General features: G+C 43.2%; 17 protein-coding genes. 6 read left to right on the top strand and 11 right to left on the bottom strand.

Going from position 1 to position 18,095, the window contains the following annotated elements:
- The 11 genes from AC438_RS14035 to AC438_RS14085 all read right to left on the bottom strand — a co-directional run.
- Positions 1 to 633 (bottom strand): hypothetical protein (locus AC438_RS14035; protein ID WP_053981900.1); only part of this gene is annotated, 633 nt, incomplete at its 3' end.
- Complete coding sequence (locus AC438_RS14040; protein WP_156317090.1) at positions 620 to 1,120, bottom strand: hypothetical protein; 501 nt, start codon at positions 1,118 to 1,120, stop codon at positions 620 to 622. The genes AC438_RS14040 and AC438_RS14035, both read right to left, overlap by 14 nt.
- Positions 1,121 to 1,168: 48 nt before the next feature.
- A complete protein-coding gene (locus AC438_RS17365; RefSeq protein ID WP_162230751.1) occupies positions 1,169 to 1,681 on the bottom strand; it encodes a cupin-like domain-containing protein in 513 nt (170 codons plus the stop codon).
- Positions 1,656 to 2,921 (bottom strand): cupin-like domain-containing protein, encoded by a 1,266-nt coding sequence (locus tag AC438_RS17370; RefSeq protein ID WP_053981903.1) that lies wholly within the window; start codon positions 2,919 to 2,921, stop codon positions 1,656 to 1,658. The genes AC438_RS17365 and AC438_RS17370 overlap by 26 nt, the downstream gene beginning before the upstream one ends.
- 50 nt (positions 2,922 to 2,971) lie before the next feature.
- Positions 2,972 to 5,563 (bottom strand): cupin-like domain-containing protein, encoded by a 2,592-nt coding sequence (locus AC438_RS14055; protein WP_053981904.1) that lies wholly within the window; start codon positions 5,561 to 5,563, stop codon positions 2,972 to 2,974.
- Positions 5,564 to 5,679: 116 nt separating this feature from the next.
- On the bottom strand, positions 5,680 to 6,096 hold the full coding sequence (locus AC438_RS14060) for a hypothetical protein (RefSeq protein WP_053981905.1): 417 nt from the start codon (positions 6,094 to 6,096) through the stop codon (positions 5,680 to 5,682).
- A 121-nt stretch (positions 6,097 to 6,217) separates the two neighbouring features.
- Positions 6,218 to 7,543, bottom strand: coding sequence for a calcium-binding protein (locus AC438_RS14065; RefSeq protein WP_053981906.1), 1,326 nt, complete (start codon positions 7,541 to 7,543; stop codon positions 6,218 to 6,220).
- A complete protein-coding gene (locus AC438_RS16990; protein ID WP_162230752.1) occupies positions 7,489 to 7,812 on the bottom strand; it encodes a hypothetical protein in 324 nt (107 codons plus the stop codon). The genes AC438_RS14065 and AC438_RS16990 overlap by 55 nt, the downstream gene beginning before the upstream one ends.
- Positions 7,751 to 7,981: a calcium-binding protein gene (locus AC438_RS14075; RefSeq protein WP_053981908.1), complete on the bottom strand. Its 231-nt coding sequence runs from the start codon at positions 7,979 to 7,981 to the stop codon at positions 7,751 to 7,753. The genes AC438_RS16990 and AC438_RS14075 overlap by 62 nt, the downstream gene beginning before the upstream one ends.
- A 94-nt stretch (positions 7,982 to 8,075) precedes the next feature.
- On the bottom strand, positions 8,076 to 9,467 hold the full coding sequence (locus AC438_RS14080) for an HlyD family type I secretion periplasmic adaptor subunit (protein WP_053981909.1): 1,392 nt from the start codon (positions 9,465 to 9,467) through the stop codon (positions 8,076 to 8,078).
- Positions 9,464 to 11,611, bottom strand: a complete 2,148-nt coding sequence (locus tag AC438_RS14085) for a type I secretion system permease/ATPase (RefSeq protein WP_053981910.1) — start codon at positions 11,609 to 11,611, stop codon at positions 9,464 to 9,466. Before AC438_RS14085 ends, AC438_RS14080 begins: the two co-directional genes overlap by 4 nt.
- Before the next feature lie 300 nt (positions 11,612 to 11,911).
- On the opposite strand from AC438_RS14085, the gene gatC reads away from it, so the two are divergent.
- The 6 genes from gatC to AC438_RS14115 all read left to right on the top strand — a co-directional run bounded on the left by gatC (position 11,912) and on the right by AC438_RS14115 (position 17,948).
- Entirely contained in the window at positions 11,912 to 12,193 is a 282-nt protein-coding gene (gatC, locus tag AC438_RS14090) for an Asp-tRNA(Asn)/Glu-tRNA(Gln) amidotransferase subunit GatC (RefSeq protein ID WP_053981911.1), read from the top strand.
- 14 nt (positions 12,194 to 12,207) lie between these two features.
- Complete coding sequence (gatA, locus tag AC438_RS14095; RefSeq protein WP_053981912.1) at positions 12,208 to 13,662, top strand: Asp-tRNA(Asn)/Glu-tRNA(Gln) amidotransferase subunit GatA; 1,455 nt, start codon at positions 12,208 to 12,210, stop codon at positions 13,660 to 13,662.
- Positions 13,663 to 13,672: 10 nt separating this feature from the next.
- Positions 13,673 to 15,118: an Asp-tRNA(Asn)/Glu-tRNA(Gln) amidotransferase subunit GatB gene (gene gatB, locus AC438_RS14100; RefSeq protein ID WP_053981913.1), complete on the top strand. Its 1,446-nt coding sequence runs from the start codon at positions 13,673 to 13,675 to the stop codon at positions 15,116 to 15,118.
- Between the two features lie 186 nt (positions 15,119 to 15,304).
- A complete protein-coding gene (locus tag AC438_RS14105) occupies positions 15,305 to 15,601 on the top strand; it encodes a PA4642 family protein (RefSeq protein WP_053981924.1) in 297 nt (98 codons plus the stop codon).
- Between the two features lie 281 nt (positions 15,602 to 15,882).
- Positions 15,883 to 16,641, top strand: a complete 759-nt coding sequence (gene cysZ / locus AC438_RS14110) for a sulfate transporter CysZ (protein WP_053981914.1) — start codon at positions 15,883 to 15,885, stop codon at positions 16,639 to 16,641.
- 737 nt (positions 16,642 to 17,378) lie between these two features.
- Complete coding sequence (locus tag AC438_RS14115) at positions 17,379 to 17,948, top strand: hypothetical protein (RefSeq protein WP_053981915.1); 570 nt, start codon at positions 17,379 to 17,381, stop codon at positions 17,946 to 17,948.
- Positions 17,949 to 18,095: the final 147 nt, after the last annotated feature.

Consider the following 18,095-nt stretch of genomic DNA (forward strand, 5'->3'; position numbering starts at 1 on the left):
AGTCCCTCCCCCTACGATAACACCATCGTCAGAACCCTCATCCAACTCATCCTCTACTTGATCACCAAGAGATTCAACAATCCCCCAAATTCCAAGGCCGATTGACGCAGCAGTAAGGCCAGCAATAATTAGAGGCGCACCAGCTATACCAAAAACAACTGCCGCAGCTCCAACTGCTATGGCAGCCATACCAGTAATATCACTTGCCGCACCCAGCAGATCAGATGTGTTTACTGCCTGACCAGGTGTTAATGCAGAATCTATGACCCTCGTAGTGTTTATTGCAAGGCTCGTGCCTGTAAGTGCTGTACCCAAAATAGGCACTTTCTTATAAACCAGGTCAAATGCTGTAGACCTTCCTGCTGATGAGGTTATCAACTGCGCTGTACCATAGATAAAGCCCAACGAAGCAAAGGCAGCCTCAGCCTTTTCGGCCGCAGTGGAACCATCAGAGTTCGCATTGGAAATTTTACTAATACTATTTAGAAATTTTGCAGCTGACTCAGGACCACCAGCTGCATCTGTAACCGTCTGAGCCAAGTCAGAAAACTCATTAAAAATCCCTTGATTCCTTGAATCAAATACACCTGCATTATCTAGCAATCTAAAAATATTATCATTAATCGGAAGCATAACTTATCCCTCTAAAAATCCTAATAAAAATAAAAATCAAAAAAAATAAAAAAATCAAAAATAGGACATAAAACAAAAATATCCCAAAAGCTATATAAGTCGAATCAACAAAGTCCGCTTGATATAGCACCTCATTATAAAGCCGAATATCAAACACGTACCCTAAACCAGTTGGCACAGGATAATACTTAAAAAATAAAATATGTTTCTTACCAACTAAATTCCTTAACAACTCCTTATCAAGGACAGAGCGAACAAAAACAATCTCCCCATTAACATCAACAAGCCGTAGCCTTTGCGTACCCGAACGTCTCCCTCTGTACTCAAAGATTCCATCAACATATCCACTAAAAATTAATGGCTTCCCGTTATTAATACGCCAATCCGTCCATCGTATAATTTCCAGCGCACGCGCCCACGCATAAAACCCAGACAAAAAAATCAAAAAAAACAAAAACACTGCGACAAAAAAAGTTCGAAAAGTCAACCAGGTACCCCCCACAAAAATCAAATGAAATGTCGACTAAAACTTACTTTATAACTCTATAACCTGCCTAGGAAAATTCGAGAAGAAATTATTTTTAGCCCTAAAATCCGTAAAACTAACACTAATTGATATATCCAAACTCTCCACCTGATGCCACCACCCAATAGGTATAAAAATAGCCTCCCCAGGATTTAAGATAACCTCTAAAGGGGTCACACCTGACATTTTAGGGTAACGCTCTAAGTCAACATTAGGGAAATCAACAGCACTGTACACATGACTATCGTTATACACATTAGGCACTTGAAAGGCTGGAATAAGTGTGATTTTTTTTCGGCCATAAACCTGCAGTAACATATTATTCGTTAAATCATGATGAAGTTGCGTACAAGTACCTTTAGGCCCAAACCACAAATGGCTACGGCGCTTAACACTTTCAGTTAAACGATAACCATCCCCAAATTCACCAACATCTTCAAATAATTCTTTTAACTCTTGAGAAGACGATTGATTGTTATTAGCCGTTAAGTAATAGTCATTCGACGTACCCCCCCTCAACAACCAATCGGCAAAAATCCCTCATAGGGATCCTCTTTTTATAACGAGGTGAATTTCTCTCATACTGATTATCTTGGGCGCGACCAAACTGAACCTCCACCTCTTTTTCACCGACCACTTGAGCAAAGTAGTCGGGGTTCCATTTTTCACGTGCAGGCCAATGATCAAAGCCATTTGTGAGCACTACTGGTCGATGCACGCTGTAATACTCATCAACAAAAATTTGGAACGTAGGTACTTCCCGTTTTTCTACCTCACTCAATTCATGTGAATTCAACCTTGACAACTGATCGCAAACATCTAATAGCCAATTTCGCTTATCAAGTTGTAGCTTCATCGCTTTAGCAGCCTGAATATAAGGGCTTGCTGCTACAGACCGTAATTCCGCAATCACAGCATCGCTACCTAAGTCCGATTTTTTAATTTCAGACTCTAGCGTTGCAAGATCGAACCCACTCAGCAACTGATTGAATATCCATTTTTTCCAGCCATCCGCTACAGTCAGATCCTGTTGCGCTATCAACTCCCGGTCAAATATCAATTGCAATAAAAGGCCGTCAATCTTTTTTTGCTCAGACAAATACTTTACAATTAAATGATCGGCATCGGGGTAGGCGTGCACGGTACACCCCTCTATCGCCTGTAATCGAAGCGCATGCATAGAATCTAGAGAGACGCTTTGCTGGTGCTTTGACGAGCGGCTACCAAATACAATGTGAATATCAATCTTATTTTTCAGTCGACTAAATAAAGTCATCAAATCTAAATGATGCGGCTCAGCTATATCAGCAACGCCCTTTAACGCTGAGTAATACCTTTCATCACCAAAAATTTTAAGCTCATCTGCCACAAGAAATGATAGAGGTGCAAAGGCAATTATTCTATCCACAGCAAGCAACCCACCAAATAGCATGGCTGCATACCCGCCCATTGACTGCCCCAACGTAATAACACGGCTTGGTTTCAGCTCTTCAATAAGCGCCTTTAATCGAACAACAACTTCGTCAATAGAGCCACCCAATCCATTGATGCCACTTTGGTACCACAGTGTGTTAGGGTCCCTCAGGTAGATCACGTTAAATTGACACCCATAAACCTTTCTTAACTTCTTTAAACGCCCACAAAAGTCAAATTGACACTCCTGCCCCCAAAACGCGAAAGAAAATGAAATGACAAGGAGTAAATTGTCGCCATATTTTTCAATAATACAGTCAGGGCCAACCTGCTGGATAAGATGTTTCATCTTGGCAGTCCACTACGATTGTTATGATCAATGAAAAAGATATGCCCGTACTAGCCTCGAGGAAATCCCGCGGAATAGGTATTTGGCCACTTAAAATTAGTAAATACACTACTAATAGAAACATCCAGCGCCTCAACACAATGCCACCACCCAATAGGGATGAAAATAGCTTCACCAGGATTCAAAATCACTTCAACAGGTTTGGCATTTTTCATATCAGGGAATTTTCTTTCGTCACAATTAAGGAAGTCCACCTGACTGTAGACACCTTTATCGTTATACAGCCAAGGAACTTGCATCGCAGGTATGAGTGTAATTTTTTTGCGGCCATAAATTTGCACCAACATATTATTGGTAAGGTCATGATGTATAGGTGTAAAAGTACCTTTAGGGCCAAACCAAAAAAAGTTTCCGCTTTGTAAAGTATCTGGGTCTCGGTAACCCTCACCAAAGTCTCCTACATCGTCAAATAAGCTCGATATACTGGAAAAGCTATTTTTTGTATTATTGGCTGTCATATAAAAATCATTACTTTGCCCTTGTTCAACAAGGGAAACATAATCTTTCATGAGCATTTTCTTTTTTAATTTACCGGCATTGCGCTCGAACAGAGGGTCAGACTCCCGCCCATACTGGACCTCAATCTCTTTATCGCCAAAATGCTCCAGCAAATAACTAGGTCGCCATTTTTCCAGTGCGGCCCAATGATCAACGCCACCTGTAAGCACTACAGGTAAGTGCTTGCTGTAGTATTCTTTAAGGAACTCTTTAGCAGAAGGTGTTTTTCGTCGCTCTATCTGCGAACTGTATCGAGCATCTAGCGATGCAAGCGCATTACACGTAGCTAGCAGCCAATTTCGCTTAGCTAACTGGTGTTGAAATTCAGTTCCCGCAAGAGTAATTGGATGCTGTTCAATATCCACAATTTCAGCCATTACCTCTATAGCCGAGTATCCGTTATCCCGCAAAATACGCAGTAGCGATGACGTAGACGTACCCTTCATCACGTTCGATGCCAACCATTTCCTCCAATCCGATGACAAAGAAGAAATAGGGGCATTCGACTTTATTCTCGAAGATGCTCTATCACGGAGCATATACTGATACCATTTTTCTAGCTCAAGAAACCAATAATCAAACTGTTCTGTTGCAGATTTCTTTTTAAGACCCGCCAACAGGTTTAAGTAAAAAATAGTCGTATAGTGCTGCACCAACACCCGATTAACATCTCTGCCACTTAAAGCGATATATTCAGTAATAACCAAATCCGTCAATTCAGGCGAGCTAAGATTCATGACTGATAAATCTTGATGGAAATCACCAACTCTACAGTTACCAAAATCAATCAGCCCTGTGAAATTTTTCTGACCAGAATCCACCAATATATTACTGCCGTGAAGATCAAAATGACCGAATACTTGATTATTTTTTATTAAAGGAAGCTCATTTTGATTGCGTATAACCTGAGGTACAAGATCTGAAATCACGGGAACGGCGCTATCGCCAAGCTGATCTTTAATCAAATCACACGATATAGACCAAGATGGAGCCAAACTAACAGGTAGCTCTCTAACCTGTTTTAAATTGACTGAATGGAATGAATAAAAAACAGCGGCAAGCTGGCGAGACATTTTCTGTTTATCCTTAATCGAAAGTACAGAGAAATGCTGTTTATCAAAAGTTTTACCAGGTAACTTGCGATAACGAGCTAAAACTATCGGCGATGAGTAGATACTTACCTCAGGAACCTGGACATCCAGTTTTGAACGCATTAAATCGGTCACAGCTTGCTCTACCAACAAGCCATCTATACCCCGTCTAGGACGTGGAATTTTAACAATATACTCATCATTTACATCAACAACTACACTTTCATGAGTCCCAGGATAAAAAGAGAGCGTTCCAATAGGCTGATTTGGAAATAATTGAGTATATGTGTTCCTAACTGACACCTCATCAATCTCTTGGAGTAAGTTAAATTCCTGAGATTTATTCTCAATATATGATTGGACAATACGCCCCTCACAGCGGTACATTTTCCGCTTGGCATAGGTAGGGTCATCATCCGATTGCTCTGAAAGTAAAGTAAGCTTGCCGTAAATTGACCTAACAAAGGCGAGCTGTCCACTTTGCTGCTGCTCACTGCCATGTGCTTCAAAAAGCATTATCTTTGACATTTCAGCGCACAAAGCAAAAACCTCCTTCCAGCGCTTTATCCATATCGATAAATTAAAGAAAAAACATACATCAGCAACTTGGCCAAATATAAAATGCTGCAATAAAGATAAATCATCTTTATCCAAATCAAATGTATAAAAGTGGATGTTATTTTTATAATTAGCCGCCTTTAAAGCGTTCGCCGCATTAATGCATTTAGGATTAAAGTCTACTCCAACGCCTAGCGAAATCTCATCAGATAATGCATGTAATATGCCCCCATTAGAGCACCCGACATCCAAAATTTTTAGTCCCGAAAAATCCATTTTCATTTTTTCAATACGCATTTCCGGATCACGCTGCCCCTTAAACCGCTCTCCTTGAATAGAGACAGTATGGTAGCCAGCAATCAGTCCTTTATCGTCATACCACTTCTTGTTAGTTTTTGTACAGTCCAAAACTTTTAATACAGACTCTTTACTCATTTTATTCCCACCTTAGAACTCATAAATTTCTCACACTGGTGCATTATCATCACTTACGACCACTAGCAACATCGTAAAGGAGTATAAGAAATAGAGCTTAACTGTTACGTGATTAGTTAATTGACGTTTTTTGTACGAATGCGATGGACATAGGGGATACTACAAATGGATCTGCCGAGGCATTCCACATACGAAAAGATTGTGTTTTTATACCCCCCCCCCCTTAAATTGAATCGCTTTAACACCACGCCAACTATTCCACTGGCTTTTAAACTGCGGGCTAAAGGTTTTTTTGGGGGGGCAAAAAGAAATTCTAACTCAAAAAGTGCACCGCCGGTTTGAAGGGGTTTTAACCAAGCTTCTAGAAGTGGCAACCACGCTTGATTGCTATTTAACCAAAGGGATGAGCCATATTGGCCCGATTTACGAACCGCGATATAAGCACGCACGGAACCCGCCTCAAAGCGCTTTAATAGTGCACAACGTAAAGACTCTAAATTATTTTTATAGACAGACGCCAATACACTTTGCATCCTTACTTTACCTCATCCTTTACTGACAAATTATCCACGATAATTTTTTATAATTTTAAAAGATTAGCCTACTAGAAACTCACAAAAAGGGAGGGCTCCCCTCCCTACGGTGCCAACAAATTTAACTTACTTGCCAAACCTCAGCAACTAACGTTTGCACTAAGGCATCCTGCTCTTGACTAAGTACCGCACCGGCACCTGTAGGTACATCGAATACGGCCATCGCGTTAACCAATTGTTCAACTTGCGCAGCACTTACTGCGCCATCTGCCGTTGCTATCTCATCTAACTGGTAGTATGGAGAGGAAAACCACGAATTCACACTCACCCGCTCTTCAGAACCTACAGTCGATATTAACAAAGCATTACCTTCACGGCTAAACCAAAGGTCTTCGGCATTAGCATCCGTAAATTGAGCTATATCCTGAGTCGTTGCTGTTGCATTGTAATTATCAATAACGTCCTGCCCATCACCACGGGAAAAAACATAGGTATCACTACCGTCAGCCCCTTTAAGTACATCATTACCTGTACCGCCAGTTAGTACGTCATCACCTGCGCCACCAGATATAGTATCTCCACCGGCTTCGCCAAATAGCTGATCATCATCAGCGCCGCCATCTAGTCTATCGTAACCTTCACCACCCAAAACAACATCGTCACCGTGGCCACCAGAAATCACATCACTTCCTGCTCCGCCATTAATATAGTCATTGCCAGCAAGTGCATTGATATAATCAGAGGCATCTGTACCCATTATTGAGTCTGCCGCTAAAGAACCACCACCGACCAGCTCATTAATCGCTTCCATAGATAAAACTGTACCATCAAAAAATTCAATAGCATTAAGTGCACTTCCATACGTATCACCATCGCTAAAAAAATTATCGACCGTGACTTGATCACCTTTGCCCACGGTAATGCGTAAATCCTCACCTATACGCGAAAAATTTATATCTTCTAAATTTATACCTTCATCAAAACTTAAAATATCTGCGCTATCACCCACATCTTCAGAATAAATAGTATCAACACCATCACCTAACGCGTATTTATAAGTATCATTGCCGGCGCCACCTGTTAAACGGTCATTGCCAGCACCACCTTTTAATACATCATCAGCAGCATATCCGTAAAGATAGTCATTGCCGTCACCACCTTGAAGTACATCACCTCCATTACCGCCATTAAGTATGTCATTCCCCTCCCCACCAACGAGGCGGTCATCGCCGTTATCACCATACAAATAATCATTGCCGATATTACCAAGCAGCGTATCGTCACCCTCACCACCACGAATAATATCGTTACCGGCTAAACCGTCAATAATATCATCACCTTCAGTTGCGATAATATTATCGCGACCTTCTGTGCCGGATATGACTAACGCTTTCACTTTATCAGCACCCCAAACAACACCATCGCCCTCAAATTCAATGGCCGCCACCTGATACCTTTCACCATAAAAATATTATTTACCGTAACAACCTCTTTAGAACTTAACACTGCAAGTACTAAAGTATTACCCGTGCGGGTTGCGAGTACATCGGCAGAGGTAATATCGCCCGTAAATAAAACCCTCCCCTCTGGAGCATCTGTATTGGTATGGGTAACTCTGGCTTGCTCATCGCCCAAGGCAAACATATAAGTATCGTTACCGCCCCCAGCTATCGATGCCTTCGCCACCCGATAAAATATCGTCGCCAAATCCGCCATATAACCTATCATCGCCTTTTCCACCAAACAGCGTATCATTGCCTTCAGCACCGTTTAATACATCAGCCCCATCATTCCCGGCAATCAATTCGTCTACAGCTGTACCCGTGAGATAATCATTATCTTCGGCACCTGTAATAGCCGATAATTTTTCTATTTGCGTAATCATTTAAGTACTCCTTTAATTAAAACATACAGCAAGCTTAAAATGTTGCTGCTTTAACGCAAGTGTTTGCACACTCTCCATTACGTTTAAATTTACATTACCGCTCTCTAAGGCTTTCCTTTACGCCACGCAACAGCGGGGCCGCAATAAATTCAATAATACGACGCTTACCTATTTGCATTTCTGCCGTTACCGCCATACCAGGCATTAACAGTACATCAACACCATTAACGTTCAAAAAATTTTTATTCATAGAAACTCGCACACTATACACCAAACCTAATTGCTCATCGACAATAGCATCATTAGAAATAGTTTTAACTGTGCCTTCTACAAGGCCATATTTAGTAAAAGGAAATGTGTGTATTTTAACTTCTGCTGACATATTTTTTTGTACAAATCCGATATCTTTATTTGTCAGCATTACCTCCACCTCTAAGACAGTTTCTTTAGGCACTACCAACATTAAAACTTGTGCATCGGTAACTACGCCACCAATAGTATTAGTTGCTAACTGCTGAATATAACCATCAACGGGGGAATACAATATACGCTTACGCTGAATATCTTGCGCTTTCTTAAGTTCTTCGCCTATAGCTTCTATTTGTTTTTTAGCATCTACTATTAGCTGCCAATGTTTAGATTTGAGCTGAGCTATGTACACGCCTAACTGAAGTTCTATTTCTTTTTCTGCAGCTTGCAATTGATTTTTCCTATGGCGCTCAGAAATTAAATCTTGAGATATTTGAATTCTCTCTTGTTCAGCCGCCAAAAAATCAATTTCAGATATATAGTTTTTATCATGTAAAGCACCCAACTTTTTAACACGCTTCTCAATAATAGGTAATAAAAGTGATAATTTAGTAATCGATGCTGCTGCTGATAGCTGCTCAGAATAATTTCGCTTCAACCCTTCATTTAATCGCAATCGTTCTGCAGAGTGATCTTGCCATTGGCGCCAAAGCAACTGTTTATAATTTGGATCCTTTTTTTGCCATGGGAGCGTCTCGAAAGAAACGGCTAACCGCTTTGCTTTCGACAAACTAATCAAATCAAGAAAGGTACGAGATACAGCCTCTTGCTGAATCAAGGCTTTTAACTCCACCTCCAATCGTGCGGTATCAGCTTCAGCCAATGTACTATCTAGCTCGATTAATGCCTGCCCTTCGCTAACAAACTCACCCTCGGAAACCAATATTTTTTTCACCATAGCTTTCTCTAATGACTGAATCTGTTTGACTCTTTGACTAGGAATTATCTTTCCTTCGGCAGAGGCAACAATATCAACTTGGCCAATACACGCCCACGCAATAACCAAAACAAACAATAAGAGCAACGCCCTAGCCAACCATTGCGCAATAGGGTGAGGCGGACACTCTTGTATCCCCAATACAGAGGGGAGAAAAGCTGCACGCTCTCTTGCCTTGTGTGCATCACCAATTGTTGTCCTACCGGACCACAATTGCTTTACCTTGCCAAAAAAAATCATATATTGGCTCCTGGTTTTTGAGTGTCTACATTGCCTTGCATTCCATAGAGTTTTGCGTAATAACCTTTTTTGTCAATTAATACACGATGAGGACCTTGCTCGACAATTCGCCCTTTATCCATAACTATAATCCGGTGGCACCGCCTAACCGTTGTAAGCCGGTGTGCAATAATAAATACAGTACGTCCTTTAACAATACTTTCCATATTATCTTGAATTAATCGCTCAGACTCATAATCTAGCGCACTAGTCGCTTCATCAAAAATAAGAATTTTTGGGTTAGTCACTAAAGCCCGTGCAATAGCTAAGCGCTGGCGCTGGCCTCCAGATAAATTACTACCTTGTTCACCAATCATGGTGTCGTAACCTTCGGGTAGTTCCGTAATAAAGTCGTGAGCACCTGCCATTTTGGCCGCAGCAACAACTTGAACCATCGAAAGCGAAGGATCGATTAACGCTATATTCTCTCTAACCGTTCGAGTGAATAAAAAATTTTCTTGTAACACCACACCAATTTGGCGGCGCAACCACGCAGTATCAACCATAGATAAATCAATACCATCGACTAATACACGACCACCTTCTGGTACATACAAACGTTGAATAAGTTTAGTGATGGTGCTTTTACCTGAACCCGAACGCCCAACAATTCCAATAACTTCGCCCGGCTTAGCTTCTAAATTAACCTCATCTAAAATACGAGGCCCATCTGGCTTATACCTGAAGTTAACATGCTCAATAGTCACCGCCCCTATAAGTGAGGGCATGCGAGAGCGGTTAGGGTTAAAGCCTGGTTCTCGCGGAGCATTAAGAATATCACCTAGGCGCGATACTGAAATGCCAGCTTGCTGAAAGTCCTGCCACAGCTGAACTAACTTTAAAATTGGGCCACTGACCCGACCAGCTAACATATTAAAAGCAATGAGCTGCCCAACGGTAATCCCCCCGTCAATAACTAAGTGAGAACCCCACCAAATAATACCCAGCGTCATTAGCTTATTAATAAAACCAGCTACTTGATTTGCAATATTATTTAAATTTTGACTTTTGAATGATGCATGTATATAACTCGATAAGTGCCCCTCAAGTTTGCGGCGCATCTGAGGCTCAACTGCTAGTGACTTAACAGTACCTATACCGGTAATGGATTCTGTTAAAAATGCCGTATTTTCTGCGCCATGTTTAAATTTTTGGTCTAAGCGATGGCGCAACATAGGTGTAATAAATAATGACAATAGAATATATAACGGAATAGTGGCTAACACTATCCAAGTGAGTTGTGGGCTGTAGTACCACATCACTGCAATAAATATAAAAACAAATGATAAGTCAATGATTAGCGTAAGCGCTGTACCGGTAATAAAGTTTCTTATCGTGTCTAACTCACGTACTCGAGCAACATTTTGCCCCACTTGCCTAGCTTCAAAATAGGCAAGTGGCAAGCTCAATAAATGACCAAATAATTTTGAACCCAACTCCACATCAACGCGGCTTGTTGTATGACTAAATAAGTAACTTCTAAAGCCCCCTAAAAAGGCCTCAAACAAAACTACAACAAAAAAACCAACAGCCAACACATCTAATGTCGTAAATCCTCGGTGCACTAAAACTTTATCCATAACAATTTGGAAAAAGAAGGGTGTAATCAATGCCGCTAGCTGTAAAAAAAAGGAAGCGATTAATACTTCAAAAAAAAGCTTTTTATACTTAATTAACGCAGGTATAAACCATGAGATATCAAATTTTTTAAGGAGTGATTCCGTCAAAGTTTGCTTACGCGAAAGCAGTATGATTTCACCCGACCAAATCTCTTTAAACTCATCAACCGAAATAGCGCGAGGCGCCTGCTCACGAAGATCTTGAATTAAGACGGGTGTAGGGGTGTCATTTTGAGCAACTTTAGCCAGAATGATATAAGCACCATCCTTCGCTTTAGCGATTGCAGGCAATGTTCCTGCATCAATATCTTCATAGCTGGCACTGATGGCTTTTGCTTTAAGTGTGAGCGCTTTAGCTGCTTGTAATAATTGAGTTGAGGAAAGCGTGCATCCTTGCTCTCCAAACTCATGTTGCAGCTGCTCAGGTTCTGCCGGTAACTGATAAAAACGAGCAACCGCCACCAAAGCGCGCAATCCGGTATCCATAATAACTCCAAAATTCTTGACATCCATTAGCTTTTTGTTAACACATATATAACAAAACGTATACGAAGGAATACCCAGTAATAGCTCCTTGTTATTAGCTCGAGATATTAATTAATAAGACAAAAATACACAACACCTTACGCCACATGAATAGCTGTTCGGCACTTAAAGAACCAAATGCTTACTCTAATAAGGCCCGCATTATCACCTCCCTCTTGGGCACCCGCCTCTGAATATGGTAAATTGACGCACTTTTTTGTGATCAAGCTTACCCAGCCCTAAGGGCAAACGGAGACACCCGTGAACCGAGAAGACATTCAACAACTTGCCAAGTTGGCGCGTTTGCATATTGCCGACGACCAAGTCGACGAGGTAACCAACCGCATCAGCACTGTACTTGCACTTGTCGACCAGCTCAGCGCTGTCGATACCGAAGGTGTAGCTCCTATGGCTCACCCGCTCGATGCCGTACAGATACTACGTGCCGATGAAATTACCGAGCCCAATGTACGCGAGCAAATGCAAGCCATTGCGCCCGCCACCGAAGACGGCCTCTTTTTAGTGCCCAAAGTTATCGACTAAACACGGATATTCGCATGCATAACCAAACCGTTGCCCAACTGGTTAAACAGCTGCAAAGCAAAGCTGTATCCAGTGTTGAGCTCACCCAGTACTACCTTGACCGCATCCAACAAAAAGATGCTGATCTCAATAGCTTTATTACCCTCACCGCCGAGCAAGCGCTAGCCCAAGCGAAAGCCGCCGATGCGCGCTTAGCCCAAGGCAATGCCCCTACGCTATGCGGCTTGCCCATTGCTCACAAAGATATTTTTTGTACGCAAGGTGTGCGCACCAGTTGCGGCAGCAAAATGCTCGATAATTTTATTGCCCCCTATGACGCCACCATTGTGCAAAACTACCAAAACCAAGGGGTCGTCAGCTTAGGCAAAACCAATATGGATGAGTTCGCGATGGGCTCCTCTAACGAAACCAGCTACTACGGACCCGTTAAAAACCCTTGGGCCAGCGATTGCGTACCTGGTGGCTCATCGGGTGGCTCAGCCGCGGCCGTTGCGGCTCGCTTAGCGCCTGCTGCTACAGCAACCGATACCGGCGGCTCCATTCGTCAACCGGCAGCACTTTGCGGTATTACAGGCCTTAAGCCTACCTATGGCCGCGCCTCACGTTACGGCATGATTGCTTTTGCCAGCAGCCTAGACCAAGCCGGTCTTATGGCCCAAACCGCCGAAGATGTCGCTTTATTGCTAGGCCCGCTTAGCGGCTTTGACCCCAAAGACTCCACCAGCGTCGATCACCCCGTCGATGACTACACACGCTTACTCAGCAAGCCCCTAACAGGCTTGCGCATTGGTATACCCGATGAGTACTTTGGTGAAGGCCTAGAAGCCGGCACCGAAAAGTGCGTACGCGAGGCCATTGCCGAGTTTGAAAAACTTGGCGCGACCATTAAAAGCATTAAGCTGCCGCACACCAGTCTTTCGGTGCCCGCGTATTATGTGATTGCCCCGGCCGAGTGTTCGGCTAACTTGTCGCGTTTTGACGGTGTGCGCTACGGCTACCGCTGCGAAAACCCACAAGACCTTGACGACCTATACTGCCGTTCACGCAGCGAAGGGTTTGGCGATGAAGTGAAGCGTCGTATTTTAGTGGGCGCCTATGCCTTAAGCGCAGGCTACTACGATGCCTATTACGCCAAAGCCCAAAAAGCACGCCGCTTAATCAAACAAGATTTTGTCGCCGCTTTTCATGATGTTGACTTAATTATGGGCCCAACCTCGCCCAACCCAGCCTTTGAATTTGGTAGCAAAAGCGCCGACCCTGTCGCCATGTACCTCGAAGACATTTACACCATCGCTACCAACTTGGCCGGTTTGCCGGGCATGTCGGTACCGTGTGGTTTAGTCAATGGCAAACCGGTCGGCCTGCAAATTATTGGTAACTACTTTGATGAAGCGCAAATGCTAGGCGCCGCACATCAGTACCAGCAAGCCACTCACTTCCACACCCTGGCACCGGCCAACTACAAATAAGGCAAACACTATGGAATGGGAAACCGTTATTGGCCTTGAAATTCATGTTCAATTGGCCACCAAAACTAAAATATTCTCGGGTGCTAGCACCGCTTACGGCGCCGCGCCCAACACCCAAGCCTGTGCAATCGATTTGGCCATGCCCGGCACGCTGCCGGTGCCTAACCGCCAAGCTTTTAAATTGGCCGCCATGTTTGGTTTAGCAATTGATGCACCTATCGCACGCCGTTCGGTATTTGAGCGTAAAAACTACTTTTACCCCGATCTACCCAAAGGCTACCAAACCACACAGCTCGACGAACCTATTGTTGGCGCCGGCCATATTGATATCGCCCTAGACGATGGCAGTGAGCACCGCGTGCGCATTCACCACGCTCACCTAGAAGAAGACGCGGGCAAATCGCTTCACGAAGATTACCACGGCATGAGCGGCATCGACCTCAACCGTGCCGGCACACCGCTTATCGAGATCGTCACCGAACCCGATATGCGCAACGCAGATCAAGCCGTCGCCTTTGCCAAAAAGCTACACGCTTTAGTGGTTGCTTTGGGTATTTGTGATGGCGAAATGTCACAAGGATCGCTGCGTTTTGATGTGAATATTTCGGTGCGCCCTAAAGGTCAAGAAGAGCTTGGTATTCGTACCGAAACCAAAAACTTAAACTCCTTTAAGTTTATGGAAGAGGCCATCGAGTTAGAAGTTGAACGCCAAATTAGTGTGATCGAAAGCGGCGGCACTATTCGCCAAGAAACCCGCTTATACAATGGCGACACCAAAAAAGCACGCTCTATGCGCAGCAAAGAAGACAGCAACGATTACCGCTACTTTCCTTGCCCCGACCTACTGCCTGTTGTTTTAGATGATAGCTTTATAGCAGAAGTAGAAGCCGCCATGCCAGAGCTTCCCGAAGCCAAGCGTGCGCGCTATACCGGTGATATGGGCCTTAGCGAATACGACGCCAAAGTATTAACCGGCGACGTAGCCACCGCCGTGTATTTTGATGCCGCAGTGAGTGCCGGCGCTATACCTAAATTAGCCGCCAACTGGATAATGGGCGACCTAGCGGCCTTCCTGAATCGCCAAGAGCTCACCATTAAGCAAAGCCCGGTAACACCTGCGGCTTTAGCCGGTTTAACCCAGCGTATTGATGATGGTACGGTTAACAGTAAAATGGCTAAAGCAGTATTCGAGGGTATGGCAGCTGGCGAAGGCGATGCCGATACGGTAATCGAAGCCAAAGGTCTTAAGCAAGTAAGCGATAGCGGTGCCCTCGAAAAAATCATTGACGAGGTTATGGCCAACAACACCCAACAAGTTGAGGGCTACCGCGCAGCACCCGAAGACAAACGCGCCAAAATGGTGGGCTTTTTTGTAGGTCAGTGTATGAAGGCCAGTAAAGGCCAAGCCGACCCTAAACAGTTAAATCAGTTGCTGGTTAAAAAGCTAAACGGTTAAGCACTTAGCGCAATCTAGAGCACCTCGATATTGAGGTGCTCCACACGCTGAGAATATACCCTATACGCTCCAGTCGGCATCTCGATTGTACTCCTGCATTATCGACTCCTACACATCCATGCTAGAGCAGCCCCAAAGGCTATTATTGAGATGCCAACTAGTCATCACAAACAACGCGAGAAAATCATGAGCTTAAAAAAAGATAAAGAAAAAGTCCTAGGCGAAACTTTTGATGACGCACGCATCAAAAGTTTTTTAGACACCCAAGCGCCCAAGGGCGTAGATGCCGACTACCACTGCCTAGAAATAGCCTACCGTGGTATGCATCAAGAAAACTTCGCCACCTTTGTGACCTTTTTTAGCGAAGCCGGCCGCAACTTTAATGCACTAGGGCCTGAGGGTAAAACCATCGCTCAAACCGTTGCCCAGCATCGCCAAAGCGGTGACTATTTAAAAGCCTTAAGCGCAGCTGGCGCCAAGTAAAGTTAACGGTTTTGTAACTATTCAGCCGAACCAAAAAAACCTCTCAACAGGGTACTGATGGGTTATTTTCTGGGCATTTAAGCGCCGGGAGCGCTTATATAGCGACCATGGATGGCTTGGGCGGCCCAGCAAATGATTCATTAGCGCCCGATTCCCGGGCCTCTGAATAGTTACACGGTTTTTTAATTTTTTAACAGCCGAAAATCAATCGTCAAAAGGCGCTACAGCAAGCCTCTGCTTAGCGCCTTCTTTATTATCGCGCCAAAGGTAATCACAGTCTTATGAGCACACCTTCACCCAAAAATAATTTAGCCACCGGTGCCCATTATTATATCAAGGGCATTAATTTACTATGGCGTAAAGAACTGCGCCTTTACATTATTGCGCCCTTACTGATTAACGTTCTTATTTTTATCAGTCTCACCTCTACGCTATTTCATTATTTTAATAGTGGCATGGAGTGGATGCTTGATTTTTTACCCAGCTTTTTACATTTTTTAAAATGGATTATGGGCTTATTAGTCGGCGTTTTTTTATTGTTGTGCTATGGCTATATCTTTAATGCCATCACCAATATTATTGCTTCGCCTTTTTACGGCATACTAGCGCAAAAAACTCAAGAGCTTATTGCCGGCACCACTCCGCAAGATGAGCCCTTAGGCACGTTAATCCCGCGCGTTATTGCACGTGAAATACACAAGTTAATCTATTTTATTAGCCGAGGTGTTTTTGTCTTTATTCTGCTATTCATACTGGGTTTTATGACGATAACAGCACCTTTAGTCCCTGTTATTGCCGCACTCTGGGGCGCATGGTGTATGGCCGTACAATATGTAGATTACACCTGCGACAACAACCAACTCGCTTTTACCCCTATGCGTAAACGCTTACGCGCTAACCTTTATAGCAGCACCGGTTTTGGCGGCATGGTCATGTTCGCCAGTATGATTCCCATTATCAATATTTTCGCCATGCCCGCCGCCGTTACCGGTGGCACGGCATTTTGGATTAAAGAGTTGCAATGGCAAGAAGAGTCTTAGGCTAGTTAGTGTTGTCGTTTTTTGTGGGTAGCCCCTGCATCAATATCATTGAAAGCCGATTTTTGAGTCGGCTTTTTTGTGGTTGATCGGTTATGGTAAGTAATTAATGTGGCTTTTATGACAGAGGTTTTACCGCTAGATGTAAACTGTGCCTGTATTTTTTAAAAGTGTGTAAGTAACAGTAGGCTTTGGCTGATTGATGCGCTAGTGTTTATAGTTTTAAGATTAGGCTCGGTAGAGCAAGCCTGAGGGCGCCACCCATACCACCCATTCAAGGCACGCGGCGAGTACCTCCCTGTAGGCTCTAGTCGGCATCCTGCCTTCTAAGGCCCTGAACGGATGGTATGGGTGGCTTTTTGAGTTATGGCAAGCATCAGCATTTTTTAAGCATTAAACTTAAAAGTGTTTTTAGGTGCCAGCGATATTAGCGATAGATGAAAGTGGCGCCATTATTTTTTAAATGCGTGTAACTGGCGATATGCCTTGGCGGGATTATGCTCTAGTGTTTGTGACAGTGTTTGGCAAGTGCGCACGTTGTTAGCTAACTCTAATAGCCTTATTAGATGGAGCGCGGGCCAGCTTTGCAAAAAACGTGCAACAAGATATGTTACTGCAGCCTGCTTGTGCTCTAGCGTCGAGAAGTGTAGTGTTTACGTCTTTATATTTAGACTGGATAGAACCGCGTCGTAAGGCTTGAGCTCCAGCTAATAAACTATTAGATTTGTACCGAGGCTGCAATGAAAAAATTATTCCAAAAACTTCGTTTTTTACGCCTTAAAAAATATGATTCAGCAGGTGAACACTTCTTACACTCAAATAATTTCGATATGGAAAGCAATGGCTATTTTGGTGAAATGGAAATTCCTAGCAAAGAGAGTAACTCACTTAGAGTAAAAGTTTTAGTCTCCGACTTATATTCAGGTGATTCAAACCCACCAGGATTCTTTATCTTTTCCCGTAATCCAGATACTAGCCACGAAACAGGTCTCTATGTTAGATTGGGTGAAAGTGAGATAGATATGGCAATATTTGGGGGGCCCAAAGATAATCCAAGACCTGACCCATTAAGCATTGTAAAACATGCTGCATCTTCGATTCATTCAGAATATTTGGTGGAAATAAATTGCTCTTCGATCAAGCATGACTTAGGTGAAGGTAGATTTGGTAGTGAAATTCGAATGACTTGTATGGTTAAACATAATGATAAGCTTATATATGAAAAATACGAAAGCAAAATTTCTCAAATAGACTTTAAGCACTCTATTATTAAGCTGGTCAGTTTAAAGGGTAAGGTACTATATAATTAATTTAAATCGGATCAGTAAGAGCGTCTAACCCTCCTTAGCTACACCACCTTGCATGTAAATCCGTACAAGATTTCGCTACCGGTAATGTATTTTACCCAGCGATCGTGCAATAAAATCGCTGTTGAGTAAAATATAAATACCGGCCGC

Source organism: Marinagarivorans algicola (assembly GCF_001292705.1).
GTDB classification, from domain to species: Bacteria; Pseudomonadota; Gammaproteobacteria; order Pseudomonadales; family Cellvibrionaceae; genus Marinagarivorans; species Marinagarivorans algicola.

Bases quoted from the DNA above. Each gene is read 5' to 3' on its own strand.
- AC438_RS17370 (WP_053981903.1), bottom strand. From the start codon at position 2,921: ATGAAACATCTTATCCAGCAGGTTGGCCCTGACTGTATTATTGAAAAA.
- AC438_RS14055 (WP_053981904.1), bottom strand. From the start codon at position 5,563: ATGAGTAAAGAGTCTGTATTAAAAGTTTTGGACTGTACAAAAACTAAC.
- AC438_RS14060 (WP_053981905.1), bottom strand. From the start codon at position 6,096: ATGCAAAGTGTATTGGCGTCTGTCTATAAAAATAATTTAGAGTCTTTA.
- AC438_RS16990 (WP_162230752.1), bottom strand. From the start codon at position 7,812: ATGGCGGATTTGGCGACGATATTTTATCGGGTGGCGAAGGCATCGATA.
- AC438_RS14075 (WP_053981908.1), bottom strand. From the start codon at position 7,981: ATGATTACGCAAATAGAAAAATTATCGGCTATTACAGGTGCCGAAGAT.
- AC438_RS14080 (WP_053981909.1), bottom strand. From the start codon at position 9,467: ATGATTTTTTTTGGCAAGGTAAAGCAATTGTGGTCCGGTAGGACAACA.
- AC438_RS14085 (WP_053981910.1), bottom strand. From the start codon at position 11,611: ATGGATACCGGATTGCGCGCTTTGGTGGCGGTTGCTCGTTTTTATCAG.
- gatA (WP_053981912.1), top strand. From the start codon at position 12,208: ATGCATAACCAAACCGTTGCCCAACTGGTTAAACAGCTGCAAAGCAAA.
- gatB (WP_053981913.1), top strand. From the start codon at position 13,673: ATGGAATGGGAAACCGTTATTGGCCTTGAAATTCATGTTCAATTGGCC.
- AC438_RS14105 (WP_053981924.1), top strand. From the start codon at position 15,305: ATGAGCTTAAAAAAAGATAAAGAAAAAGTCCTAGGCGAAACTTTTGAT.
- cysZ (WP_053981914.1), top strand. From the start codon at position 15,883: ATGAGCACACCTTCACCCAAAAATAATTTAGCCACCGGTGCCCATTAT.
- AC438_RS14115 (WP_053981915.1), top strand. From the start codon at position 17,379: ATGAAAAAATTATTCCAAAAACTTCGTTTTTTACGCCTTAAAAAATAT.